We start from the raw sequence: 23,909 nt of genomic DNA on the forward strand, positions 1-23,909 counted from the left end.
GTATAGGCAACATCGGGTGTCTCGCAGCAGGAGGTCACCCGACGCCCTCGGGGGATGCGCCGTTGAACCAGCGGAAGCAAACTGAGCAAAACGTGGAAGGTTCGGGGGCTTCGGTGAGCCTAACCGGAAATCCATAGGCGCTCAGGCGCTGGGGTTCTGTGTCATAGAGCTTCTTGGTGTCCTTTTCGCAGAAGTACTCGCCGCCCCACTGGTAGATACCGTGTATGGGATATTTCTGATGCGTCAGGTGACCCAGCTCTTGGATTATGCGTTCCAATTGCTCAGCATTCGCGTCAGTCCTTTGCTTAATGCTGAAAGTCATCCGTCCACCGGGCTGAATCGCAGAGCGCCTCAACTGAACCTGTCCACGACCATCGGAAGTCTCTAATGCGGCGCTTTTCACGATTCCCAGGATGACGTCTTGCTCTCTACCGGAATCCCGCCAACCTGACGTTGTTGCCTTGTGTCGGCTGCCGGCAAACATGTTGATGACCTCAAGTCCGGTAATCGGAGAAACACGGTCGGTCATTGCCGCAGGAATTTTCCAGGCGCCGAACCGCGGAGTCGTATTGAGATGGATTACAGCCAGGCTAAGCCCGGCAAGATCGAAGACCAACGACGGCTTTTCGTCAATCACAAAGTAGGTCCCAGGTTTCCTCCGCAGCTCAGCTGATTCGCATGCCGACGTCACTGTAGTGAACGCAGGCGCGCTGGTGCTGTAATGCTTGAGCGTCGTGCTGTGCCAAGCGTTCCGCCTAGCGGTGAGCAGATGGACATCGGATCTGCGAATGTAGGCCACCGGGGTGTCCAATAGGTGCGGGTCCTCGCGCAGCGATACAGGTTTGATCAGCATGGCCTTAGCCCCTCGGAAGGTTGGATTGTAACTTTTTTCGATGAAGCGTCTTGGCTGCTACTTGTGTGAAAAAGTGACGCTCTTTCCACCGAGTCCATCAATGCGGACTTCAAAGGTAGGTTCAGAAGCGTCGTTGAAATTCCAGCCACTTCTCAAAGTTGAGCTTTGTCCTGGTTCAAGTTTTGCATCCCAGTAGGGTTCCACTACGTCATCCTGAACGGAACGGACATCAAAGTCGCCATCCATAGCACTGTTGGCGACTAACTGGACGTCACTACGTCCCAAGATGGCCTCTTCGGACAAATTCTTGATGGTGACATCGAAGTAAAGGTTGTCAGCACCTTTCTCTTGTGTACCCCCAAGCGTCTTGATAGCGAAGTCCGCGTCCTTCCCAGGCTCGAATTCTTGAGGTTCTTGCACCGTGATCTCGAGCAAAACATAATCCCCACTACGTCGAGAATCTTCATATATCGCAGTTTGCCCATAAAAGCATTTGCCGAAGTTCTCATCGATGTTGCAAGTCGTGTCTTCAACTTTGGCTTGTGGTTCAATAGCTGTGACCCCAGGAGCAGGAGTCGGGGGCTCGGCTGATGTTGTCGTTGCTTTAATCGGAGCGGTCTGGGCTTGGGTTTCTACGACTAAGGACGGGGTCGGCGACGGAAGCGCCTCAGCACTGCTGTTTGAGCTACCCTCTCCCCCGAATGCACTGGCAATGAGCGATCCGACGACGAGAAGTGCGAGCAGGCCGCCACCCGCCCCGAGCAATTTCCACGGAGTCTCTGGTTTCGGACGCCGGAAGGTCAACTCCGAGCGCACTGTCCCCTGTTCCTGAGAGACGAACTCCCAGCCCTCTTTTTCTAATTTGGCTCTAGTCCTGGCCTCCAGGCCGCGAACCGTCTTGACGGATCTCGTCTCGTACTTCACACCTGTTGCTGTCGTCATGTTGCTCCCTCTTGGCCTGGACATCAAGCACTCTTCGAGAGCTTAGAGTGACGCGACCTTTACCCAAAACGCCGCCATCCATCGCTGCATTTCACAGCGGAACCACTCCCCCCGTCCACGGCCGGTCAGGGCTGTCTCAGTAACCGATCCTTGATGCCTACAAGCCCTACCTGCACCAGCGGCTGAGGGAGGGCCCGGCCAGCACCGCCGAGCTGCACCGGCAGATCACCGCAAGGGGTTACCGGGGCAGCTACGGCACGGTATCGGCCTACCTGCGCGTGCTCCACGCCGCCGGAATCGTCCCCACACCGGCGCCTGTGCCTCCGACAGTGCGGGAGGTGACCGGCTGGATTATGTCCGATCCCGAGGCCCTGAGCGTGGACAACCGGGCCAGGCTCGAGGCCGTGCTGGCCCGCTGCCCGGAGCTGGAGTCCGCCACCGGGCATGTCCGCGGCTTCGCCGACATCCTCATCAACCTGCGCGGCAACCGGCTCCGCGACTGGCTGGGCAGGATCTACATCGATACCCTGCCGGGCCTGCACGTCTTCGCCAACGGCATCGACCGCGACCGGGACGCCGTGACCGCCGGGCTGACCCTGCTCTACAGCTCCGGCGTCGTTGAAGGGCACATCAACCGGATCAAGATGCTCAAACGCCAGATGTTCGGCCGCGCCGGATTCCAGCTCCTCAGGCAAATAGTCCTGCTCTCCTGACCACAACTACAGCCGATTCACGAAATTGGAAGAGCCCGTTTTTGCGCATTTAATGGCACAAGATCCGGTGGGAGCGTGGAGGGAGGGTGCACCTCCGAGGGGCGATCGAGCATCCACGCGAGGCGTTGGATGCACTCGGCCCAGCTATAGGGCCCAGTCCACCTCGTCGCGCCCGCGCGAACGCAGGAACTGGTTCGCCTCTGAGAACGGTCGCGTGTCGGCGAAGCGAGGGTATCGAGTGCTCTCCTCGCGCCGCGGGTGCGTTGACCGAATGACGCGATGTTTGCTTTCGTTGATCCGGACTGTGTCTGCCAGCGCAATGGCGTCGTCGCCCCAGAGGAGGATGACCACCGGATCGATCTTCTCATTGACGACCTCCAACACGCCTCGTGTGAAGCCTCTCCAATAGTCGCTGTGTGAGCCTGGTGCATCCTCTCGCACGGTGAGCGCAGCATTCAGGAGAAGGACCCCACGCTGAGCCCACTGCGTTAGGTCGCCACCGCTCGGGCGGGTGAAGGACGCGGCGTTGTCGGATTCGAGGTTGCTGAAGACTCGGGCGAGCGAGTAGGGAGCCGACGTCCCGGGTTGCACCGAGAACGCGAGTCCGTCAGCCTGGCCTCGTGTGGGGTATGGGTCCTGCCCGAGTACGACGACTTTGACGCTATGGAGGGGGGTGAGCTCAAAGGCGCGGAAAACCCGTCGACGGTCGGGCAGTATCTCGCCGGGCTGCCACGTGGCGTATGCGCGCGTCAGGATCTCTTGCAGTTCGGAGTTCCCCAGCCCCTTCCTTGCCAAAGCGCCCGACCAGTCGCCGGGCAGAAGCGACCCACTGGTGACTGAACGGGGCGCCGCCTCAGCGCTCGTAACGGTCGGTTGGGTGGCGTTAGGCTCCGGAGCGAGCCCCCATCCTGAGCCGCCGGCAACTCGCCACACGATGAGCGAGCCGACAGTCCAGGCGACGAGGATACCGATGTCCCCGAGCGGGGGCTCCCCGGCGAGGACAGGAAGTATCACCATCATCACCCAGCCGATGAGCACTGTCGCGCCGAAAATCAGCATTGCTGCGCCGCCAAGACACCCGCGAGCACTCTCCATGTGTGCGCCTTTCTGAAGACATTGGCGCGCGGACATCACCGGGCCAATGGTCGATCATACCGAGGTCAAACAACTAGGAGCCGAAGCGCCTGTTTCGAGTGTCGCGGTCGGCCCGTCCATAGGGCGCACCTGCTTCACCAGCGCCTTGTCCAGGCGCAGGAACCCGCCCGCAGCGACGATCCATCACCGTTCACGAAATTTGTGCCAGAACCCTTCTTCGCTGCAAATCACAGGGCGCGGCTGAGTGATTGGACCCCCACGTTCTCGATTCGATGCTTTCTTGGAATCCTTCGTTTGCAAGAACTTTGAGACTTCTACTTAAAGAAGATTGGGGCAAGTATGCGACGGCCATTCTCAGGTAATTTTCGGCATGGAAGAACTTCACCGCGGCGGACTGACCCGAGGGGTGTTACCAGATTCAAGGATTACTGTTCACGGACCGCCTTAGGGGTCACCCGTGCCGGTCAGTGCCGGACGTCGCAAGTGGGTCTGCGGAGGAAACCAACTGCAGGGCGTTTCGACCGACGCCTAGACTTCGGGTATGTATACGGGGGGAATGCCGGTTGATGAGTGGACGCCCTTGCGTCAGATGCGCCGTACTCAGAAGTCTGACCCCCGCCGGTTATTGAGCACTTCGGCGAACGTCTGCGGCAAAGCAAGTTCGGTCACCAGCTGACCCGTGAGATGTACGCCATTCCTAACCGAAAGCCGCCGGCGGTTCGGCCGCGTGAGTTCGTGGGCGAGGCATTTTGGGCCTCACAGGCATGGGCCTACGAGGACGAGGGGCATACGGTCCTTTCAGATGACTTCTGCCGGCAGCAGCGCGATGACGCGCTGGAGAACTTCGACCTGAACATGGCCCTTTTTGCGACGCTCCGGCCCAAGGCCTTCGAGGCTGCCCTGGCCGCGACGCTGACCAAGAACAAACAACTGCGGGAGGTGACCGACCTGAAGACTCTCGACTGGGAGGAAGGCGCCTACGTGATGGTGCTGGACAGGTACCGGCAGGCCTATATCGGCTAGGCCGTGGATATCAGGGCAAGCATCCGCAGGCACTGGACCGCCAATAAGCAGTTCGACCGGCTCCTGTGGGGCCACAAGCACCAGTCGGTCCTCTCGGTCGATTCCTTCCGGGCTCTGGACACGACCAGGCTCTTTGCCGCGAAGACCATCGACGGGGACCGACTCGAGCGCAGGCTCGTGAAAAACTTCCCGCCGGACTACCTGCTCAACCGCATCGAGGGCGGAAAGTTGAGCGCTATATGTGGGGCATTCATCGCCACTGAGGTCAAAATAAAGCCGGCCTAGACATGTTGGATCTGATGCAGGCGCTTGCCGGCGGAGATCTAACCCGGGAGAGGGCTGGAAACCTGGTGCGGGCAGGACGTGCTGATGTGCTGATCGGTCAGCCGGAAGGGCACTGGCTTGAGGCAAAGAGCCAGCACTACGAGCTTGAGACGCCCAATGGCCAGGTCTCACTTGCCCAAGCCGTTTCACCCTTCTGCAACAGCGAAGACGGTGGAATCGTCGTGGTCGGCATGACGACAAAGAAGACAGCGGTAGAGGAGCAGATCCGCAAACTGAACCCGATGCCCGTGAGGGCCGGCATTGTCCACACGTATCACCGAGCGCTGAAAAAGCGGCTGTTTCCGCTGGTTCGAGACCTTCGAATAGACGCAGTTGCAAGCGGTCCTGGTTCAGAACTCATCTTGGTAGACATCCCACCCCAGCCCGAGGAACTGAAGCCCTTCCTGGTCTCCGGGGTGAAAATCGACGGAAAATTCGATGGAGCATTCATCAGCATCGTCCGGCGGAGAAGCGAAGGCTCAGTTCCCACTACTGCTCAAGAGATACATTCGACGTTGTTTGCCGGCCGCGCACTTCTGAGACGCGGCCAGCTCCCCTGATCGGCGTGTCCGGGGTGGCTGAATACGGCTCCAGGCTTAATGCCCCGGCACGCCGGCTCCGAGCCGCGGAACGCGATCTACAAGACGGTCGCCTAGGTCCTCAAGGAATTCCCCGGCCGCGGCCAGGACTCACCGGCCGCCAGGATCGGCATCGCCCACTGGGCAAAATGGTTCCCCGGCATTAGGCACCTACTTAGCGAAATTGTTCCTGAACCTCGAGGCCGACTTCGCCATCAAAGACGCGACTGGTCCGGAGCGCTGGGCAAGGCGGGGCATGCTCAATGGATACGACTTCACCCCGTGGCATTCCTTCGACGCGACAGCGGTCCTGGAGAACTCCAAGCTGCTCGCAGCGACCCCGCACTGGATGCGAAAGGGTGATCACACCGCGATGATCGGATCCCCCATGGATCGGGCCAGCATCGAGGTCCCGCCCACGGCGCCGGCCAAAACACACCTGGTCAAGGGCCGGCAGCTCGGTGCCGTGATCGGCAACGGCGGCGACGCGAAACTTCCCAAGCGGTTTCGCATCGAATGGTGAGTCGCTAACCGTTCTTGAGCTGGCCGGTCCATACTTCTGCCATGTCGGGAGAACCGGAGCATCCACACCGCCGCCGCGGCCTACGGCACCATCGACGTCGCTTGCCTAGCCGTCGAACCAATATCGAGGGGATCGGGATTGGGATGTCCTCCGTCCAGGAAGCGGAGACGGCTAAGGTCAAGCGCAGTAGTTTGTTGCGCGCCGAGATTTTCGCCTCATTCGGAGCAATCGGTGTCTTGCTGTACGTTGCGCTGCGCTTTCCGTTCGCCGTCTTTTACGGAAGGCTCGGCACCACACCTGAAGAGGTAGGGCTTGGTTATGTGCAGCTCCTCGCGCAACAATCCGCACTGGTGGCGGTGGTAGCGGGTCTCGCTGTCATGCTCAGTACAATTTCGGTGATGTTTGGCTTCACCATCCCCCTGATATTTGAGAGTGACGGCAAGGATTCACAGAGGCTCGTGCAGCCAGATCGGCAAGGGTTTAAAAGTCCGGAACAGATCGCGCTTTTCACGGATGCCGAATTTGCCCACGAAGTTCGGAGCTTCAGAGAAGCATTCGCCGATAGACCACGGTACTAACTGTTAGTTGATGGTGCACTGGCCGTCGTTTCCCGGCTCCGAGAGCTGAGCCGCAAAGAGGAACTAAGCCTCGCAGAGAACCGCGAGAGGCGTCGACTAAGTCGCCGATGGCCGTGGCCGGCGACGCGCGCAGGCTTTAGAACATTGGTACGTGGGTCATTGCGGTATCTCACATGGTCGTTCGTGGCCTGGTCGCTCGTCATCATGGTGGTGGTACTCCCTTGGGCGGCCGCGCTCAGCGCAGATGTTGCTGTGTCCCGTTGCCGGGAGATTGTTATCCCTTACGGCTTCGACCCTGGCCGGCCGGTCGAGCTGGTCGATGCCAATACCTCAATCCCGGAATTTCCTGAACGCGAGCTTTTGCTTCTGGGAGGGGACTCCAGCAAGTACGTCCTCTTTGACTGCAAAAGCGGCTCAGCACTTCGAGTGCCCACCTCCAATTACGTGGTCATCAACCGCTAACTCCGCCTGCCACCCGGCGCCACCTACTCTCGTAACTGTCGCCCCCCCAACACACCCCTGGCAGCGTTGCTTATGTGGTTACCCGGGTAAGAGCGAACGTAATTTCAAAGACCGTGTCCTGGCTGCCACCGCCAAGGACAAGAAGGAAATCAACGACCGGATGTCATCTGCCGGCGGAGGAAAAATCCTCGGCGCCATCCTGGTTCTCCTCGGACTCTGGGCCGTTGTCCGGATGATCTGGAACTTCTGATGAACGGCATCTACGGCCGTGCCGCCACCGAAGGAAAAATTCATGGAATGCAGCCCAAGCTCAGACGGGCTAAACGCCGACACTTGCTTGCTGTCCAGCCGCCGGAGCCCACCCCCTGACAGAACTCGCCGAACTGTTCAACTTCACACGCGCCATCATTTACCGCGAACTGCGGCGGGCCAACCAGCTGGACGACACGTCGCAGTGGTATCGCCTTGATACTACTGGGGTAGGACTTTGATTTTATCTTGCCTGGTAACCTTCTGGCCCGTCATGCTTCATCATTAGTAAGGAAACAAAAAACCGAGCACTGGGGGAATCTTGAAGGTATTTATCAGCTGGTCGAAAGATAGCTTAGCTATGGCTCAGCGTCTAGGCAAGGGAGAGGAATCAGTCCTCGAGCAGATTTTTCCGGGCCACCTTGACATTTTTCTAAGCAATGCCATTCGCGCCGGAGAAGACAGCATCCCTAGTATCGAAGCTGCGCTGAATGAGTGTGACTTCGCCATCGTGCTGGTCACGGAAACGAACAAGGAAGAACCTTGGTTACAGTATGAGCTGGGAGCTTTGAGGCGGCCGACCAAGAATGGAGAGCCCCGAATAGTGCCGATTCTTCTCCTTGGCGATCTTAAGACTGGCCAACTCCCTAGCACCTTCAGCGGGAAGCAGTGGCGAAACGGTAGCGAAGCCGCCGGGTTCCTCGAAGTCCTACTGTCTCTGCGCAGGGCGCTGAACGATTACAAAGCAAAGAACGGCTATGGGTCAGCGCCGTCCGAAAAGCATGTTCATGACCGCTTCGTCGAGCTGTGGCCCGAGATTGAAAAGCTAAACAAAGAGTTGATCTCGAAAGCCAAAGACGCCAAGGTCAAGGACCCACAGCTGCAACTATTGGAAGAAGTTGCAGCTGACATCGCTCAACTGAAGGTCAATCTGGGAACCAGTGCATTCCTTGCCGGCGCACGCGAGAAAGCCCGGAGGGCGGAGTTCCGCAAAGATGTAGCAAGCCTTGTTGGCGGTGAAGAAAACGTCGGAAAGTTTGAAGTAGCAGGCCAAGACCTGTATGCATTGCATATCAAGATCCCAGAAACGGATGAAGTTTCACGTTCCGTCCAAGAAGCCTTTACGAGGCACTTTTCGGGTGACGGAATCGATTTGCTAATTATCGACCCGTACTTTTTCGGGCCCCCAAATGCAGACGCGGATGCAGACTTCGAACAGGAATACGTCTAGCTGAATCCCTGTTCGGGTTCCGTGGCCCTGCACAGCATCCAGGCTGTGCAGGGCTTTCCTACATCCGCCACATGGGTCAGCGCCCGTAGTCAGATTCCTGCTGACGACCTTGTGCGTTTGCCCGCTGCTGGGTTGAGGTGGCGATGCCTGCATTGGTTTTGGTGGCGGGCTGCTGAGGGGATGCAACGCTCATCAGTCGTTGCATCTTTTCCAGCCAATGGGTCGATTCCAGTGGGAGGTTCGGGCTCTGCTTGTTCCTCCGGTTTTGCTGCGTCGGTCATGAGTCGGTCGATGCGGGCTGAGTTAGCTTGGGCGGCTTTGAGCGCTTCGGCATTCTTGAACGGTTCCGCCAGTCCCTTCTCTGCCTGCTCGACGCGGGAGAGAACTTCCTGGCGTCGTGCTTCGACCTCGGCGGCGAGCCGTGGCAGGGAAGAAAACCTGTTTTCGAATTGCCGAATAGTGCCGATTTCAGCGGACAGCATGCTCCTGCGGGCAACCTGGGTTGTGGCCTTGGGTACTCGTTCGATGCGCACTTCCGTGGTGGCCCGGTCGAGGTCCCGGGCAGGGACGAGCTTCGCGCGGAGTTCGTGGCCACCAAGATGGGCGATAATCCCGAGCTCGTCCTAGCCGTAGAGATTCATGGGCCGGTGACCGTGTTTTCCGGACCATGCCCGGATCGCTTCGGCGGCGTCTCCGCGGTTGTCGACGGTTTTGCCGTCGATGGTGGCTTTGAAGGCATCGGCGGTGGTGTCCAGGGTCCGCGCTGCGGCTGCTTGGATCAGGGGCAGGTCGCCGGTTGCTGCATCGGCTGCTGATTGTTCGCCGCGTTTTGGTGCGGGCTACAGCGACCATGTTGCGGTTGTAGGCCCGGTCGAGGCGGCTGCGGCGGGCCAGTTCCTGGTCCGCCGCAGCCTAGTCCGCTACCAGTGGGTTGCCGCTGATGATGGCTTTGGCTTGGGCGAAGTTCAGGGTGTTGTCCCGATGTCTTCGATTTCGTGGACGTCGAGGCGGCGCGCATGATCTGGTTGATGAACCGGGATTTACGTTCCAGCCTTGCCACAGGAAGGAGTCGAAGGATTGCTTCGTGACGACCTGGGAAATACGGAACTCGGGGTTTAGGTTGCCTTGGCGCACGATGCGGCCGTGGCGTTGTTCGACGTCGGAGGGCCGCCACGGGCGTCCATGTCTACCAGGTGCACGGCACGCTTTTGGATGTTCGATGGGATCCCTGACGGCCAAAGTGCCAGAAAGCCCATCGAAGACGAGATTTGTTCCTACCAAGGGAATACCAAGGGCCCGTACCAAAACCAAGCTCATCGAAGCTGATTTATGCAAAACTGCCCGACTGGCGAGACAACGAAAGAACCCCGCCGTTCCCCTTGTAAACACTGGGAACTACGAGGTTCTAGCTGGTGGCTCCGACCGGCGTCGATCCGGCGACCTTTCGATTTTCAGACGAAAGGTCCACTCCGAGCCGTTGCTGGTCGACACTAGTGACACCAGCAGGAGTCGAATCAGCGAGAGCACCACGATGTCTTGTGACCGCTCTATGCCCGCCAGAGGCCCCTTCACTGCCAACCCGGGGATTCGGTCGGCGTCAGGCAGTTGGGAGCCTCAGCGGCTGCAGTGGGGGCCTGTGAGCAGCATCGACAGCACGGGCGGTGCCAGGAGCAGCCATTTAACAGCCACCCCGCAGAGAATGTAGTGGTTTCTCAGGGAATCCAAGAGAGGACTCTTCAAGTAGCCTCGTATCTCCCAAGAGAAAAACCCCCGGAATCTTGGGGATTCCGGGGGCTGAGCCTGTAGCGGTGGGGAGGCTCGATCTCCCGACCTCACGATTATGAGTCGTGCGCTCTAACCAACTGAGCTACACCGCCACGAATGAGAAAAACCTGTGTCAAGCCGGTCAAAACCGCCTTGACACAGGCCCTCATTCAGAGCCCCCCACCGGAATCGATCCGGTGACCTCGTTCTTACCAAGAACGCGCTCTACCACTGAGCTAGGGGGGCAACGAGTAAATACTCTACCGGAAGATTCCACCACCAACAAATCGGCGTCCGGGCAGTTCAGGAAGGGCCGAAACAGTTGCCCAAACAGCCCTCCGACGGCCGGAAAATGCCGGAAAATCAACGGAAATGGGGCCATCTCACTCCTCAAGTATTCTCGGCTTCGCACCTTTCCCGAAGGGCCAGGAACAAGGATGTGTTGATCCCCACACTTCCCATGAATTTTTGTCCAGATATGCAGGCTTTGACGCCGTCGAAGTCCGCATACCTGCACAAAACTCACAGGCTTGGGCGTGCTGGAAGTGCCGGACGACACGGTGCCGCCCTCCGCCGTCGTCCGTAAAAGGCTTTTAAACGCCGGTGGGCCGGCTCGAAAGCCGGCCCACCGGGGGAACCTGTCAGACGAGCTGACTAGTTACCACTTGCCCTTGCGGTTGAAGTCGCGCTGTCCGCCCTCGTTGCCGTGGCGGGGCTTGCGGGAGCCGTCGCCGTGGCCGGCGAAGCGGGAATCGCTGGCCTGGCCGCGGGTGGCACCGCTGTCAGCACTGAAGGAACGCTCGCTGTACGAGCGGCCGCCGCGGTCCGCGGAGGAACGCTCGCCGTCGTTCTTGCGGAACTCCTTCTTGAACCCGCCGTTGCCCTTGAAGTTACCGCCACGGTCGCCGCTGCGGTTGCCCTGGTAGGCACCACGTTCGCCGGAGGGCTTGCGGCCGTTGTCCAGCTCGAGGTGGATCAGCTCGCCACCGATCCGGGTGCGGGACAGGGCACGCAGCTGCTCGGGGCTGAGGTCCGCCGGCAGCTCCACCAGGGAGTGGTCCGAACGGATATCGATGCCGCCGATCTGGGCCGAGGAGATGCCGCCCTCGTTGGCGATGGCGCCCACAATGGAGCCGGGCATAACGCGCTGGCGGCGTCCCACGGCGATCCGGTACGTGGCATTGCCCTCGGTGAGCGTGCGGGTGGGCCCGCGGGAGCCGAAGCCGTCCTTGGAGCGCTCGCGCTTCTGGAACTCGGGAGCTGCAGGCAGTTCCTTGACCAGCAGCGGCTGCCCGCCCTGCGCCATAACGGCGAGGGCCGCAGCGATTTCCGCAGCCGGAACGTTGTGCTCTTCCTCGTAGGAGGCGATGAGGTCGCGGAACGCGGAGACATCCTCGGACGCAAGCGTCTCGGTGATCTTCTCGGCGAACTTGCCCAGGCGAAGCGTGTTCACGGTTTCCGCGGTGGGCAGGTGCATCTGCTCCACCGGCTGGCGGGTTGCCTTCTCGATGGAACGCAGCAGGTACTTCTCCCGCGGCGTCATAAAGAGGATGGCGTCGCCGGAGCGGCCTGCGCGGCCGGTGCGGCCGATGCGGTGGACGTAGGACTCGGTGTCGTGCGGGATGTCGTAGTTGATGACGTGGCTGATGCGCTCCACGTCAAGGCCACGGGCGGCGACGTCGGTAGCAACGAGGATGTCGATGCGGCCTTCCTTCAGCGCGTCGACAGTGCGCTCACGCTGCTGCTGGGGAATGTCGCCGTTGATGGCAGCAGCCTGGAAACCGCGGGACTTCAGCTTGTCAGCCAGGTCCTCGGTGGCCATTTTGGTGCGCACGAAGGCGATAACGCCGTCGAACTCTTCCACCTCGAGGATGCGGGTCATGGCGTCGAGCTTGTGCGGGCCCATGACCTGCAGGTACCGCTGGCGCGTGTTGGCACCGGTGGTGGTCTTGGACTTGACGGAAATCTCGGCCGGGTTGTTCAGGTACTGCTTGGACATGCGGCGGATCTGGCTCGGCATGGTGGCCGAGAACAGGGCCACCTGGCGGTCCGACGGGGTCTGCTGGAAGATCTGCTCGACGTCTTCAGCGAAGCCCATGCGCAGCATCTCGTCAGCCTCGTCCAGCACCAAGTACTGGAGTTCGGACAGGTCCAGGGAACCCTTGGAGATATGGTCGATCACGCGGCCCGGGGTACCCACAACAACCTGGGCACCGCGGCGGAGGCCGGCGAGCTGCGGACCGTAGGCGGAACCGCCGTAGACGGGCAGGACGGTGAAGTCGTCAATGTGCTTGGCGTAGGAAGTGAAGGCCTCCGCCACCTGCAGCGCGAGCTCGCGGGTGGGGGCCAGCACCAGGGCCTGGGTCTTGCGGGACGGGCCGTTGAGGTCGTGGAGTTCGGCCAGGCGGGACAGTGCCGGTACTGCGAATGCTGCAGTCTTACCGGTGCCGGTCTGGGCGAGGCCAACAACGTCGCGGCCTTCCAGCAGCAGCGGGATGGTGGCTGCCTGGATGGGGGACGGCTTTTCGTAGCCGACGTCCTGCAGGGCGGCCAGCACACGGCCATCGATGCCGAGGTCGGCGAACTTGATGCCTTCTTCATCCTCAGCGTTGGCTGCGGGAGCTTGCTCAGCGTGTGCTGCGGGGGCGGCCAGTACTTCGAGGGAAGCTTCGGCTGCGGGGGCGGCCGGTGCTTCGAGGGAAGCTTCGGCTGCGGGGGCGGCCGGTGCTTCGAGGGAAGCTTCGGCTGCGGGGGCGGGCTCTGCTGCGGGGACAGCGGCCTCGGTGAATTCGACGGCGGCGGTTTCGGCGGTTGCCGCTTCGAAGGTGGAGTCGTTGTGATTTTCGGGCATAGGGAAGAATTCCTCATCCATAGGGGGCCAGGCGGCACTACCCGAGGTGAGCGGAGCCGCAGTACGTGTGCCGTGGGTGCCGGGCAAACGTTGACCGGCCGGTCACATAGAAGTCCGGCGCTTTCGCAATCCCGTGGCAGGACTTCCCGCTGCATCTCTTGGCTGCTATCCCAGCAGTCTGTACAGCGTTTTCTTTAGCCGGCTCTCCCTATGAAAATGCCCGCATCGCTTGTGCGGGCCCCAACACTTGCCAGTCCTGCCTCAAAAATTGGGCAGGAATAAGGGATTTCCGGAGTGGGGGATATTTCAAGTGTAGGGCACGCACCGGCCCCAGCGGTAATTGGGAGCACGACGGCGGCGGTGAGCTTGCCCACATGGCTCCCCTGCCAGCCACCCGCGTAGGTTGTTACCGGCCCAACTGCCGCTCCAGCGCCGCGAACTTCTGCTTGAACTCAGGCTGCTGCAGCCGGATCTCGCCGTGGGCGTCGGCGCCACGCAGTGCTTCCATCGACTCCAGGTCCGGTTCACTGAACCACTTGCCCACAGTAATCCCATGCCTGGGGATGTACGTTCGGTGGATATGGTCCCCTGCCCGAATGGTGCCAACGCGGATCACCCGGAGGTAGGCGCCCACCCTGCCCTCACCGTTGAAGCGTTTGACGAACTGCGGCTCACCCAACCGTCGCTGGAACGTGGCGCAGGGTGTACGCGGGGACGTAACCTCCACTTCCACGTCGAGGCCGATCTGCCAGCGTTCGCCGATCACCGCCCCCGTGGCGTCTATCCCGGCCACGCGCAGGTTCTCGCCGAAAATTCCCGGCGGCAGGTCGCGCTGGAGCCCTGCGGCCCAGAAGTCGGCGTCCGCCTGCGAGTAGGCGTAAAGGGCCTGGTCCGGCCCGCCGTGGTGGACCCGGTTCGCCTGGATGTCGCCCTGCAGGCCCAGCTTGTGCACCTTCACCGGCCCCTCCACCGCACGCTTGTCGATGGCAGTCACGCCCACGCTGGAAGCATCCGGAACGAGCTGGTGGACACGGCACACGGCAAGCACAGAAGCGGTTTCCATGGGACCAGTGTAGGTTTCCGGTGCTGCCCGTGGCGGCTACCCCGCCATGGGGAGTTCTCCCGGCTTTCCTGCTCGCAGCAGCAGGCTGCAGGGACTACGCTGATTTGAGGATTGCAATTGGGGGTGCAGCGCTGTGCCCAATTCACGTGGAGAACTGAGGGGGACGCCGTGGACCCGAACAAGGACCCGGAGCACGATCCAGCAAGGGGCGACGGCCGGCAGGCCGGCGCGGCGGGCAGCTCCGCTGCCGCACCGGACGGCACCCCGGCGCCGGACGCCCCCAAGCCTCCCCCGTGGCAGGTACCCAAACCGGAACTGCGCCCGGAACTCCTGAACGAACCAGTCACGCCGGTAGACCCCTTTGCCCGTGACCGGGAGAAGCAGCAGGCCGAGGGGGCGGCCCGGAAGAAGCGCTCCCAGCGGCGCACCGTCGTGGTGGGCCTGGGCGTGACTGCCCTGCTGGCCGGCACCATCACCGCGGTGGTTGCCAGCAACCAGGACGAGCCGGAGTACGCGCAGGTCTGTTTCAATGACGAAACCGGCGAGCGCGTGGAGGACACCAGCTGTGACAGCTCTGCCGGCAGGGGCGGCGGCATCTACGCCTGGTACTTCTTCTCACGCGGGGCGTACGTGCCCGCCATCGGGCAGAACCGCTCAACCGCCCCCAGCTACACGCGGACCGTGCCCAGCGGCGCGAAAGCCTCCACGGGCTACAGCACCAAGGGCGGCACCGTCAGCCGGGGCGGCTTCGGCACCAGCGCCAAAAGCGGCACCAGCGGTGGCGGCGGCAAAGTCTCGGGGGGTTAGGCGTGAAGCGGAAGTTGATCGAGCCCAGGCCCGGGTGGAAGCAGAAAATTGAAGAACAGGGCCTGGTGTTCTCCACCACCACCATGCCGGACGGCCGCAGGATCGAATACTGGAATGAAGCCGCCTACTACGAGTTCACCCTGGACGAGGTGGAGACCCTCGAGGGAACGGCCGAGGATATGCACAAGATGTGCCTGGAGGCCGCCCGGTTCCTGGCCACCGGCGCCATGGGGGACATTGGCATCGGCCCGCAGGCCCTCGAGCTGGCTGCGGACTCATTGCAGGCCGGCGATCCCGATGTTTACGGACGGTTCGACTTCATCTACGACGGGCAGGGCGGGCCTGCCAAGATGCTCGAGTACAACGCGGACACCCCCACCGGCCTGATCGAGGCCGCCGTGGCCCAATGGTTCTGGCTGCAGGACGTCTTCCCGGAGAAGGACCAGTGGAACGGCATCCATGAAGCGCTGATCCGGCAGTGGAAGAAGATGCAGTTCCGCACCGGGATGAGCACCCTGCACGTGGCGCACTCCGAGGTCGAGGAGTCCGGCGAGGACTGGATGACCGCCGCCTACATGCGCGACGTGGCCAGCCAGGCGGGATGGACCACCATCGGCATCAACATGTCCGATATCGGCTGGGACCCCAACCTGAACCGCTTTGTGGACCTGGACAACTTCATGATCAGCACCATGTTCAAGCTGTACCCGTGGGAGCTGATGATGAAGGAACCCTTCGGGCCCCGGCTGCTGGAACGCGCCCACAATCCCCGCTGGGTTGAACCAGCCTGGAAGATGCTGCTCTCCAACAAGGCGCTCCTCGCGGCACTGTGGCACCTGTTCCCTGGGCATTCCAACCTGCTGCCGGCGTACCTGAACGAACCCGGGCCGCTCAAGGAATGGGTGGCCAAACCCCTGCATGGCCGCGAAGGCGACAACATCAAGATCCACGCCCAGGACATCAGCCTGGAACAACCCGGCGGATACGGCCGCGAGGGATGGTGCTACCAGCAGTACCATCCGCTGCCGGATTTCGACGGCAACCATCCCGTCCTTGGCCTCTGGGTAGTGGACGGTGAGTCCGTGGGCTGCGGGATCCGCGAATCGGACGGCCCCATCACCGACTACTTCTGCAGGTTCGTGCCCAACACCATCGATGCCCCGGCCCCGCTCTCGGCCGCGGCCCACTCCAGCAAAGCAGGTATCGCACTATGAGCCCGGTGACACCATGAGCACGGAAACCACGACGGCGGGAGGACCGGGCGCCGGGCCCGGCACCTCCGTTCCGTCCAAGGGGCTCCGCGCTGGCATCCTGGACCTTGGCGACTCGGTCATGCTGGGCCTGGCTTCGACGGCGCCGGTGTATTCGCTGGCCGCCACGCTGGGCCTTATCGTTGCGGTCAACGGAAACTACACTCCCCTGATCCTGCTGCTCGGCTTTATCCCCGTCCTGTTCATCGCCTACGCATTCCGCGAACTCAACAGCGCCATCCCGGACTGCGGCACCACCTTCACATGGTCCCGGCGGGCCTTTGGACCGTGGGCCGGCTGGCTGGGCGGCTGGGGTGTTGCGCTCGCCGGCATCGTGGTCCTGGCCAATCTCGCCCAGGTGGCGGGCCAGTACTTGTGGCTTCTGGTAGGTGACGGCTCGCTGGCCGAAAACAAGGTAATAGTTACCGCCACGGGTGTGCTGTTCATCGCCGTGATGACGCTGGTGAATTACCGGGGCATCCGGCTGGGCGAACACGTCCAGCGGGTACTGACCTACGTGCAGTACATCGCGCTGGGCATCTTTGCGCTGGCCATCGTGATTCGGATTGTCAGCGGCGCGCCGGAGGGGCAACCTTTCGATTTTGAGTGGTTCAACCCTTCCGGGGCCTTCGCCGATCCCGGCGCAGTGGTCCATGGCGCGCTGCTTGCGCTGTTCATCTACTGGGGCTGGGACACGTGCCTCGCGGTCAATGAGGAAACCGAAAACCCCTCCACCACCCCCGGCCGGGGTGCGGTGATCTCCGCCTTCATCCTGGTGGCCATCTACGTCTCTGTTGCGCTCCTGGTGATGATGTACGCAACTGTGGGCACAGAAGGCATCGGACTGGGCAACGAGGCCAACCAGGACGACGTCTTCCTGGCCATGAAGGACGTGGTCCTCGGCCCCTGGGGCTGGCTGATCGTCGTCGCAGTCCTCGCTTCGGTGCTCTCCTCCACCCAGACCACCATCCTGCCAACCGCCCGCGGCACCCTGTCCATGGGAGTGCACGGTGCCCTGCCGGCCAAATTCGGCGAGGTGCACCCGAAGAACCAAACCCCCGGTTTCTCCACACAGGTGATGGGGGCGGCAGCGATTGCCTACTACGTTGCCATGAGTTTCCTCAGCGAAAACCTGCTGTCAGACTCCATTAGCGCCATCAGCCTCTTCATCGCCTTCTACTACGCCCTCACCGGCTTCGCCTGCTTCTGGTACTTCCGGGATACCTTGCGGCAGTCGGCACGCAACCTCTGGTTCCGCGGCATCCTGCCGCTGGTGGGCGCGCTGCTCCTAACGGCTGCTTTCTTTATCTCGGCCGTGCAAATGTGGGACCCGGCCTATGGTGACACCCAGATCTTCGGCGTCGGCGGAGCGTTCATCAGCGGTGTGGTGCTGCTGGCACTTGGAGTGGTGCTCGCCGTCGTCTGCCGGTTCCTGCCCGCAACCCGCAGCTACTTCACCGGCAAGGCAACCGCCACCAGCAAGAACAGCACCCCCTCCCCAAGCAAGTAGCGCTGACTGCTAGGCGGAGAAGCCACCGTCTGACTTGATGAGCTGTCCCGAAACCCAGCGGCCGGCCGGCGAGAGCAGGAACGCGGCGGTTCCGGCGACGTCGGCAGGGGTGCCCAGGCGGCCGGTGGGCTGCCGGGCGGTCAAGGCCTCCCGCACCTCGTCATCCATCCAGCCAGTGTCCACCGGCCCCGGGTTGAGGACGTTGGCGGAAATTCCCCGCGGCCCCAGCTCGCGGGCAGCGGCGATGACGATCCTGTCCAGCGCGCCCTTCGAGGCGCCGTAGGGCAGGTTGAATGCCGTGTGGTCACTGGTCAGCGCAACGATCGCACCGCCGTCAGCCGTTGCCTGCCGCGCGAAAGCGGCAATGAGCTGCCAGCTGGCCCGCGTGTTCACGGCAAAGTGGCGTTCGAACGATTCCAGGCTCGTGTCCCGGACGCCGGAGTCAACGGACTCGGCATGGCTCAGCACCATGCCCTGCAGCGGACCGGCCAGCTGCACCGCTTCAGCCAGGAGGCGATCGGCCGTGCCCGGGTCCTCCAGGTTTGCGGGCAGGGAGTGGACGCTGGCGCCGATCGCCTCCAGCTCGGCCGTCAAACGGACCACGTCGTCCGGCTCGCTCCCCCACGGCATCCGGGCGTCGTAGTCCTGCCAGTAAGCCAGCACCAGGTCCCAGCCTTCGGCGGCAAGCTGGCGGGCGATGCCGGCGCCGATGGAAGCAAGCCGGCCAGCGCCGGTGATCAGGGCTACGTGACGGACAGGGCCTTCGGCAGGGGTTTCCATGGGATCAGCGTACTGGCGGCTGCGCTGCCTTCCGGGTCAGGCTGCGGCGCCGTAGGGTACGGTTTCGCGGGAGCTGCCGTGCCTTCGGATGGTGGCGCTGATGACTGCAGCGATGGTGCACATCGCGGCGGCGCCGAACCAGGCGTACGTGTACTGGCCGGTGGCGTCCCTGATGGCGCCGGCACCCAGGGCGGCAGCGGCTGCTCCGAGCTGGTGGGCCGCGAAGACCCAGCCGAACACCACGCTGCCGTCCGCGCCGAAGGTTTCCCGGCAGATGGCCGCCGTTGGCGGGACAGTAGCCACCCAGTCGAGGCCGTAAATCACCACAAAGACGATCATGCTGGGCTGGACTTCGGCACTGAGGAGCAGGGGCAACACCAGCAGTCCGATCCCGCGGAACTGGTAGTAGACGGCAAGCAGGATCCGGGGGTTGAACCGGTCCGTCAGCCAGCCGGAGGCGATGGTGCCCACGATGTCAAATATGCCGACGACGGCGAGCAGGCCGGCGGCGGTGGTTTCGGGCATGCCGTGGTCGTGCGCAGAGGGAATGAAGTGGGTGCCGATCAGTCCGTTGGTGGTTGCCCCGCAGATCGCGAAGCCTGCCACGAGCGCCCAGAAGGTCCGTACCCGGCTGGCCCGCCGGAGCACCTGCAGCGCCCGCACTGCTGCGTTGGCGCGCGGACCAGTGTCCGCAGGCGGTGCCGGGTGTGCCCCGGCGGCAGCTTGTTCCGCACCATACGGGAGGACCCCGACGTCGGCCGGGGAGTTTTTGAGGAACTTCAGCACCAGCGGGACCACGGCCAGGGCTCCCGCGGCGATCAGGAGGGACGCCTGCCGCCAGCCCGGGTCCTGGGCCAGCATGGCGATAAACGGCAGGAAGACCAGCTGGCCGGCCGCACTGCCGGCGGTCAGGATGCCGATCACCAGCCCGCGGTTCTTGACGAACCAGGTGTTGGCAATGGTGGCGGCGAAGACCAGCGCCATGGATCCGGTGCCGAGGCCGATCAGCAGGCCCCAGGTCAGCAGGATCTGCCAGGACTGGTTCACCAGCACGGTGAGGGCGCTGCCCGTGCCGATCAGGACCAGCGCGATTGACGTTACTGCCCGGATGCCGAACCGCTCCATCAGGGCAGCGGCAAACGGCGCTGTGAGCCCAAAGAGGACCAGGTTGATGCTGACAGCTGCCGACAACACGGTGGTGGACCAGCCGAACTCCTCCTGCAGCGGGACCATCAGGACACCTGGTGCAGCACGGAAACCGGCGGCACCCACCAGGGCAAGGAAGGCTACGGCGGCAACGGTCCAGGCAGGATGAAAGCGGCGGGGCCGCCGGTGCTGCGGGACGACGGCGGATCCGGGGCTGTCCGTTCCGGCGGCAGCGCCCGGGCCGGCTTGCAAGGCGGTTCCGTCGACGTCGGCCGTGCGGTCGGGGCTCATGCGGCTGCTCCGTTCTGAGCTTTCGAGGACGGCGCGTGGGTTGTTGCCTGCTCGGACGGGGGCGGAAGGTGTTTCTTTGCCCAAATGGCTACCGTCACCCCTAGGGAATCGAGGAGAAGGCCTGGTCGAGGTCCGCCACCAGGTCCTCCACGTCTTCAATGCCGCACGACAAGCGGAGGAGGTTCACCGGAACTGCCAGTTCGGTGCCCTTGACCGAGGCGTGGGTCATCTCGGACGGGTAGTTCATAAGCGATTCGATGCCGCCCAGCGACTCCGCCAGGGTGAACACCGTGGTTGATTCGGCTACCTTCCTGGCCGCCGCCTCGCCGCCCTTGAACTGGACTGACACCATGCCGCCGAAGCTCCGCATCTGTTTCTTGGCGAGCTCGTGGCCGGGATGCGTCGGCAGCCCCGGGTACAGGACAGCCTCCACTTCGGGGCGTTCCAGCAGCCACTCCGCCACTGCCTGGCCGTTGAGGCTGTGCCGGTCCATCCGCACGCCCAGGGTCTTGAGTCCGCGGGTGGTGAGGAAGGCGTCCATGGGACCCGAAACGGCGCCCACGGCGAACTGCACAAACCCGATCTTTTCGGCCAGCTCCGCGTCCTTGACCACCACGGCGCCGCCCACCACGTCCGAGTGCCCGCCGATGTATTTGGTGGTGGAGTGCACCACGATGTCGGCACCCAGGGCCAGCGGGGTCTGGAGGTACGGGGAAGCGAAGGTGTTGTCCACCACCAGGAGGGCGCCGGCGTCGTGGGCAACTGCAGCAAGGGCCTCGATGTCGGTGATTTTCATCAGGGGGTTGGACGGGGTCTCCACCCAGACGAAGCGCGTCTTGTTGGCGGCAACCGCCGCCCGCACGGCGTCGAGATCTGCCATGTCCACGGGAGTGTTGCCGATCCCCCAACCGCCCAGCACCCGGCTGATCAGCCGGTAGGTGCCGCCGTACGCGTCGTTGCCCAACACGATGTGGTCCCCGGGGCGGGTCAGGGCGCGGATGAGGGAGTCCTCAGCTGCCAGGCCGGAACTGAAGCTGTAGGCGTGCGTGCCGCCTTCCAGCGCGGCCAGCTGTTCCTGCAGCGCGTCACGCGTGGGGTTGCCGCCGCGGCCGTACTCATAGCCGTCCCGGAGCCCACCGATGCCGTCTTGGGCGTAGGTGGAGCTGAAATGCAGTGGCGGCACCACTGCCCCTGTGCGGGGCTCGAAAGCCTGGCCGGCGTGGACGGCCCGGGTGTTGAAGCCCTGGTTCTTCGATACGGACATGATGCTCCTTTATCGGCGTTGCAGTTCAGTTGCTGAGGTAGGCCAGGAGGTCGTGGCGGGTGAGGATCCCTACGGGAGCGCCCACAAACGTGACCATCACGGTGTCCACGTCCGAGAGCAGCTCCCTGGCGGCCGAGATGGTTTCCAGCGAACCGATCACCGGCAGCTTCGGACCCATGTGCTCGGAGATCTTGTCCGTCAGCTTGGCTTCGCCGCGGAACAGCTTGGCGGTGAGGGTGCGCTCATCCACCGCGCCCAGCACCTCGCCCATCACCACCGGGGGCTCCTGGGACAGGACCGGGATGTGGCTGACGCCGAACTCGTTCATGATGTTGATGACATCGCGGACTGACTCGTTGGGGTGAATGTGCACCAGGTCCGGCAGTTCGCCGTTCTTGGAGCTGATCACCTCGCCCACTGAGGTCTCCTCGCCCCCGGAGAGGAAGCCGTAGGACCGCATCCACTGGTCGTTGAAGATTTTGGCCAGGTAGCCGCGGCCGGAGTCAGGCAGGATCACGACGACGACGGCGCTTTCCGGCAGGTCCCGTGCCGCCTGCAGCGCGGCCACCACAGCCATACCCGAGGATCCACCCACCAGCAGGCCCTCTTCACGGGCCAGGCGCCGGGTCATGGCAAAGGAGTCGGCGTCACTGACGGCGATCACCTGGTCCGGGACGGACTTGTCGTAGTTGGCGGGCCACATGTCCTCGCCCACGCCCTCCACGAAGTACGGGCGCCCGGTGCCGCCGGAGTAGACCGAACCTTCGGGGTCGGCGCCGATGATCCGGACAGTCCCGCCGTCGGACGCCGGCCGGCCCGCCGAAACTTCCTTGAGGTACCTGCCGGTGCCGGTGATGGTGCCGCCGGTGCCGGCGCCGATGACGCAGTGGGTGACCTTGCCGTCAGTGTCCCGCCAGATCTCGGGGCCGGTAGTCAGGTAATGGCTGCCGGGTGCCGCGGGGTTGGAGAACTGGTCCGGCTTGTACGCTCCGGGCGTCTCGCGGACGATCCGGTCCGACACGCCGTAGTAACTTTGCGGGCTGTCCGGCGGCACGGCGGTGGGTGTCACCACCACTTCCGCGCCATAGGCCTGCAGCACGGCGCGCTTATCCTCGCCCACCTTGTCCGGCACCACAAAGATGCACTTGTAGCCCTTTTGCTGGGCCACGAGCGCCAAACCCACACCCGTGTTCCCGGACGTGGGCTCAACAATCGTGCCGCCGGGCTGCAGCTTGCCGTCCCGCTCGGCATCCTCCACCATCTTCGCCGCGATGCGGTCCTTGATGGATCCCCCGGGGTTCAGGTACTCCAGTTTGACCAGGACTGTGGCTTTGACGCCATCCGTCACGTGGTTGAGCTTGATAAGCGGGGTATTGCCGATGAGGTCCAGGACGGACTGGGCGTACTTCATGAGTACAAAGCTACCGCTTCCGCAGGCGCATTCCGCTACCCGGCGGCCTGTGCCTGCTCCTCAGCGGGAAGGTTCTCCCAGAGGCCCATGACGTTGCCTTCGGTGTCCTTGAAGTATGCGAAGGAGCCCATTCCGGGAATGGTTTCCTTCGCCCGCACCACGGCGCCGCCCAAAGACTCCACTGTCTTCAGCGTGGCCTCTATATCCTCAACATCCACGGTGAGGACGGGGTTCGTCAGGTCTGCCTCCCGGGCCATCATGCCGCCGTTGATTGCGCCCGCTTCCGTCGGTTGTCCCGTGGACTCGTCCATGGGCGTGGTGATCACCATGTTGTAGTCCATGCCCGGGACGGGATCGATCCGCCAGCCGAGGGCCTCCTTGTAGAAGCTCCTGGCCCGTTCCTGGTCGTCCGCGGGAATTTCGAAATGCACTACTCCACCCATTGTTTCCTCCTGGTTTTTCGAGCCTTCAGTGCAGCGTTTCCGCACCACAGGGTGGAGTCTAGTCCTCTGTCCGCTGCCCGTTAAGGGCCGGGTTTTTGTCCAGATATGCAGACTTCCGAGGCGTGAAACCCGGCCTACGTGGACAAAAACTCCGGCGCCAGAACCGGCAGGGCGGGCACGTTGTCAGCCCGCCGTGGGACGATTGGTGCATGACGATCGCAGAGGCACCCGCGCGGCTGGCGGCCGCCGCGGACGCCTCGCTCCGGTGGTATCCGGACGGCCCCTATGATCTGGCGCGGACCCTCGGCCCGCTCCTGCGCGGCACCAGCGATCCATCCTTCAGCGTCCAGGGAAGTGTCATCTGGCATGCCTTCACCACCGAAGAGGGCCCCGCCACTCTTCGGTTTAGTCCGGCGGGCAGCACCGGGCTGGAGCACCGCGTCGACACCCAGGCCTGGGGCCCCGGCGCCGCCGCTGCCATTGAATCAGTCCCGCGGCTCCTGGGTGCCGGCGACGACTGGCGGGCCTTTGATGAGCCAGCGTTCCACGCCACCCTCCCCCGCATGGTCCGGGAGGCACGACGGCGGAGCCTGGCCCTGCGGCTTCCGTCCACCGGGCGCATGATTGACCAGCTCGTGCCCATCATCCTGGAGCAAAAGGTGACGGTCATCGAAGCGCGGCGGGCATACCGGTACCTGGTGCACCGGTACGGAACACCGGCCCCGCTGGCCGCCGCCTCCACGCCGCCCGGCCTGGTG

The 23,909-nt window shown here is 63.0% G+C and carries 23 protein-coding genes and 2 tRNA genes; 13 read left to right on the top strand and 12 right to left on the bottom strand.

The annotated features are described in order from the left end of the window. Window positions 1-34: 34 nt before the first annotated feature. Together AC5RV1_RS15795 and AC5RV1_RS15800 are read right to left on the bottom strand one after the other, a co-directional pair. Window positions 35-853 carry a hypothetical protein gene (locus tag AC5RV1_RS15795; RefSeq protein WP_493995207.1) on the bottom strand — a complete coding sequence of 273 codons (819 nt, stop codon included), beginning with the start codon at window positions 851-853 and terminating at the stop codon, window positions 35-37. Between the two features lie 57 nt (window positions 854-910). Next, window positions 911-1,795 carry a hypothetical protein gene (locus tag AC5RV1_RS15800; protein WP_493995208.1) on the bottom strand — a complete coding sequence of 295 codons (885 nt, stop codon included), beginning with the start codon at window positions 1,793-1,795 and terminating at the stop codon, window positions 911-913. 338 nt (window positions 1,796-2,133) lie between these two features. Here AC5RV1_RS15800 and AC5RV1_RS15805 point away from each other — a divergent pair, with 338 nt between their 5' ends. After that, the gene (locus AC5RV1_RS15805; RefSeq protein WP_493995209.1) at window positions 2,134-2,508 is read left to right on the top strand and encodes a transposase; all 375 of its coding nucleotides are present in this window, start codon (window positions 2,134-2,136) and stop codon (window positions 2,506-2,508) included. Between the two features lie 144 nt (window positions 2,509-2,652). On the opposite strand, the gene AC5RV1_RS15810 is transcribed toward AC5RV1_RS15805, so the two are convergent. Further along, the gene (locus tag AC5RV1_RS15810) at window positions 2,653-3,603 is read right to left on the bottom strand and encodes a uracil-DNA glycosylase (RefSeq protein WP_493995210.1); all 951 of its coding nucleotides are present in this window, start codon (window positions 3,601-3,603) and stop codon (window positions 2,653-2,655) included. Window positions 3,604-4,338: 735 nt separating this feature from the next. On the opposite strand from AC5RV1_RS15810, the gene AC5RV1_RS15815 reads away from it, so the two are divergent. From AC5RV1_RS15815 to AC5RV1_RS15850, 8 genes are all read left to right on the top strand, one after another. Beyond that, on the top strand, window positions 4,339-4,626 hold the full coding sequence (locus tag AC5RV1_RS15815; protein ID WP_493995211.1) for a hypothetical protein: 288 nt from the start codon (window positions 4,339-4,341) through the stop codon (window positions 4,624-4,626). 3 nt (window positions 4,627-4,629) lie between these two features. Continuing rightward, entirely contained in the window at window positions 4,630-4,911 is a 282-nt protein-coding gene (locus AC5RV1_RS15820; RefSeq protein WP_493995212.1) for a hypothetical protein, read from the top strand. A 14-nt stretch (window positions 4,912-4,925) separates the two neighbouring features. Then, window positions 4,926-5,510, top strand: coding sequence for a hypothetical protein (locus tag AC5RV1_RS15825; RefSeq protein ID WP_493995213.1), 585 nt, complete (start codon window positions 4,926-4,928; stop codon window positions 5,508-5,510). A 202-nt stretch (window positions 5,511-5,712) separates the two neighbouring features. Beyond that, window positions 5,713-6,051, top strand: a complete 339-nt coding sequence (locus AC5RV1_RS15830; protein WP_493995214.1) for a hypothetical protein — start codon at window positions 5,713-5,715, stop codon at window positions 6,049-6,051. A 143-nt stretch (window positions 6,052-6,194) separates the two neighbouring features. Next, window positions 6,195-6,629, top strand: coding sequence for a hypothetical protein (locus AC5RV1_RS15835; protein WP_493995215.1), 435 nt, complete (start codon window positions 6,195-6,197; stop codon window positions 6,627-6,629). A 159-nt stretch (window positions 6,630-6,788) separates the two neighbouring features. Beyond that, complete coding sequence (locus AC5RV1_RS15840; RefSeq protein ID WP_493995216.1) at window positions 6,789-7,091, top strand: hypothetical protein; 303 nt, start codon at window positions 6,789-6,791, stop codon at window positions 7,089-7,091. Between the two features lie 571 nt (window positions 7,092-7,662). Next, the gene (locus AC5RV1_RS15845; protein WP_493995217.1) at window positions 7,663-8,571 is read left to right on the top strand and encodes a toll/interleukin-1 receptor domain-containing protein; all 909 of its coding nucleotides are present in this window, start codon (window positions 7,663-7,665) and stop codon (window positions 8,569-8,571) included. Window positions 8,572-8,879: 308 nt separating this feature from the next. Beyond that, window positions 8,880-9,386 (top strand): hypothetical protein, encoded by a 507-nt coding sequence (locus AC5RV1_RS15850; RefSeq protein ID WP_493995218.1) that lies wholly within the window; start codon window positions 8,880-8,882, stop codon window positions 9,384-9,386. Window positions 9,387-10,374: 988 nt separating this feature from the next. On the opposite strand, the gene AC5RV1_RS15855 is transcribed toward AC5RV1_RS15850, so the two are convergent. The 4 genes from AC5RV1_RS15855 to AC5RV1_RS15870 form a co-directional block, all read right to left on the bottom strand. Then, window positions 10,375-10,448, bottom strand: a tRNA-Met gene (locus tag AC5RV1_RS15855). A gap of 61 nt (window positions 10,449-10,509) precedes the next feature. Then, window positions 10,510-10,581, bottom strand: a tRNA-Thr gene (locus AC5RV1_RS15860). Between the two features lie 412 nt (window positions 10,582-10,993). Further along, the gene (locus tag AC5RV1_RS15865; RefSeq protein WP_493995219.1) at window positions 10,994-13,186 is read right to left on the bottom strand and encodes a DEAD/DEAH box helicase; all 2,193 of its coding nucleotides are present in this window, start codon (window positions 13,184-13,186) and stop codon (window positions 10,994-10,996) included. Between the two features lie 406 nt (window positions 13,187-13,592). Continuing rightward, on the bottom strand, window positions 13,593-14,249 hold the full coding sequence (locus AC5RV1_RS15870) for an MOSC domain-containing protein (RefSeq protein ID WP_493995220.1): 657 nt from the start codon (window positions 14,247-14,249) through the stop codon (window positions 13,593-13,595). Between the two features lie 168 nt (window positions 14,250-14,417). Here AC5RV1_RS15870 and AC5RV1_RS15875 point away from each other — a divergent pair, with 168 nt between their 5' ends. The 3 genes from AC5RV1_RS15875 to AC5RV1_RS15885 are packed head-to-tail and all read left to right on the top strand — an operon-like array spanning window position 14,418 to window position 17,816. Further along, on the top strand, window positions 14,418-15,056 hold the full coding sequence (locus AC5RV1_RS15875; protein ID WP_493946849.1) for a Tat pathway signal protein: 639 nt from the start codon (window positions 14,418-14,420) through the stop codon (window positions 15,054-15,056). A gap of 2 nt (window positions 15,057-15,058) precedes the next feature. Next, window positions 15,059-16,270: a glutathionylspermidine synthase family protein gene (locus AC5RV1_RS15880; protein ID WP_493995221.1), complete on the top strand. Its 1,212-nt coding sequence runs from the start codon at window positions 15,059-15,061 to the stop codon at window positions 16,268-16,270. A 13-nt stretch (window positions 16,271-16,283) separates the two neighbouring features. Continuing rightward, on the top strand, window positions 16,284-17,816 hold the full coding sequence (locus AC5RV1_RS15885) for an APC family permease (RefSeq protein WP_493995222.1): 1,533 nt from the start codon (window positions 16,284-16,286) through the stop codon (window positions 17,814-17,816). A 9-nt stretch (window positions 17,817-17,825) separates the two neighbouring features. Here AC5RV1_RS15885 and AC5RV1_RS15890 read toward each other — a convergent pair whose 3' ends face one another. The 5 genes from AC5RV1_RS15890 to AC5RV1_RS15910 form a co-directional block, all read right to left on the bottom strand. Next, window positions 17,826-18,596, bottom strand: coding sequence for an SDR family oxidoreductase (locus AC5RV1_RS15890; protein ID WP_493995223.1), 771 nt, complete (start codon window positions 18,594-18,596; stop codon window positions 17,826-17,828). Window positions 18,597-18,632: 36 nt separating this feature from the next. Further along, window positions 18,633-20,033 (bottom strand): MFS transporter, encoded by a 1,401-nt coding sequence (locus tag AC5RV1_RS15895; RefSeq protein ID WP_493995224.1) that lies wholly within the window; start codon window positions 20,031-20,033, stop codon window positions 18,633-18,635. Window positions 20,034-20,133: 100 nt separating this feature from the next. Then, the gene (locus AC5RV1_RS15900; RefSeq protein ID WP_493995225.1) at window positions 20,134-21,297 is read right to left on the bottom strand and encodes a cystathionine gamma-synthase; all 1,164 of its coding nucleotides are present in this window, start codon (window positions 21,295-21,297) and stop codon (window positions 20,134-20,136) included. A gap of 25 nt (window positions 21,298-21,322) precedes the next feature. Beyond that, on the bottom strand, window positions 21,323-22,708 hold the full coding sequence (locus AC5RV1_RS15905; RefSeq protein WP_493946855.1) for a cystathionine beta-synthase: 1,386 nt from the start codon (window positions 22,706-22,708) through the stop codon (window positions 21,323-21,325). A 35-nt stretch (window positions 22,709-22,743) separates the two neighbouring features. After that, window positions 22,744-23,151 carry a VOC family protein gene (locus tag AC5RV1_RS15910; RefSeq protein ID WP_493946856.1) on the bottom strand — a complete coding sequence of 136 codons (408 nt, stop codon included), beginning with the start codon at window positions 23,149-23,151 and terminating at the stop codon, window positions 22,744-22,746. Window positions 23,152-23,360: 209 nt separating this feature from the next. Here AC5RV1_RS15910 and AC5RV1_RS15915 point away from each other — a divergent pair. Then, window positions 23,361-23,909, top strand: a 549-nt coding sequence (locus tag AC5RV1_RS15915) for a DNA glycosylase family protein (protein WP_493995226.1), incomplete at its 3' end; no start/stop codon positions are given.

The organism is Arthrobacter sp. Hb9-2, assembly GCF_059091165.1.

Bases quoted from the DNA above. Each gene is read 5' to 3' on its own strand.
- AC5RV1_RS15865 (WP_493995219.1), bottom strand. From the start codon at position 13,186: ATGCCCGAAAATCACAACGACTCCACCTTCGAAGCGGCAACCGCCGAA.
- AC5RV1_RS15835 (WP_493995215.1), top strand. From the start codon at position 6,195: ATGTCCTCCGTCCAGGAAGCGGAGACGGCTAAGGTCAAGCGCAGTAGT.
- AC5RV1_RS15910 (WP_493946856.1), bottom strand. From the start codon at position 23,151: ATGGGTGGAGTAGTGCATTTCGAAATTCCCGCGGACGACCAGGAACGG.
- AC5RV1_RS15800 (WP_493995208.1), bottom strand. From the start codon at position 1,795: ATGACGACAGCAACAGGTGTGAAGTACGAGACGAGATCCGTCAAGACG.
- AC5RV1_RS15905 (WP_493946855.1), bottom strand. From the start codon at position 22,708: ATGAAGTACGCCCAGTCCGTCCTGGACCTCATCGGCAATACCCCGCTT.
- AC5RV1_RS15870 (WP_493995220.1), bottom strand. From the start codon at position 14,249: ATGGAAACCGCTTCTGTGCTTGCCGTGTGCCGTGTCCACCAGCTCGTT.
- AC5RV1_RS15895 (WP_493995224.1), bottom strand. From the start codon at position 20,033: ATGAGCCCCGACCGCACGGCCGACGTCGACGGAACCGCCTTGCAAGCC.
- AC5RV1_RS15795 (WP_493995207.1), bottom strand. From the start codon at position 853: ATGCTGATCAAACCTGTATCGCTGCGCGAGGACCCGCACCTATTGGAC.
- AC5RV1_RS15885 (WP_493995222.1), top strand. From the start codon at position 16,284: ATGAGCACGGAAACCACGACGGCGGGAGGACCGGGCGCCGGGCCCGGC.
- AC5RV1_RS15810 (WP_493995210.1), bottom strand. From the start codon at position 3,603: ATGGAGAGTGCTCGCGGGTGTCTTGGCGGCGCAGCAATGCTGATTTTC.
- AC5RV1_RS15825 (WP_493995213.1), top strand. From the start codon at position 4,926: ATGCAGGCGCTTGCCGGCGGAGATCTAACCCGGGAGAGGGCTGGAAAC.
- AC5RV1_RS15890 (WP_493995223.1), bottom strand. From the start codon at position 18,596: ATGGAAACCCCTGCCGAAGGCCCTGTCCGTCACGTAGCCCTGATCACC.
- AC5RV1_RS15900 (WP_493995225.1), bottom strand. From the start codon at position 21,297: ATGTCCGTATCGAAGAACCAGGGCTTCAACACCCGGGCCGTCCACGCC.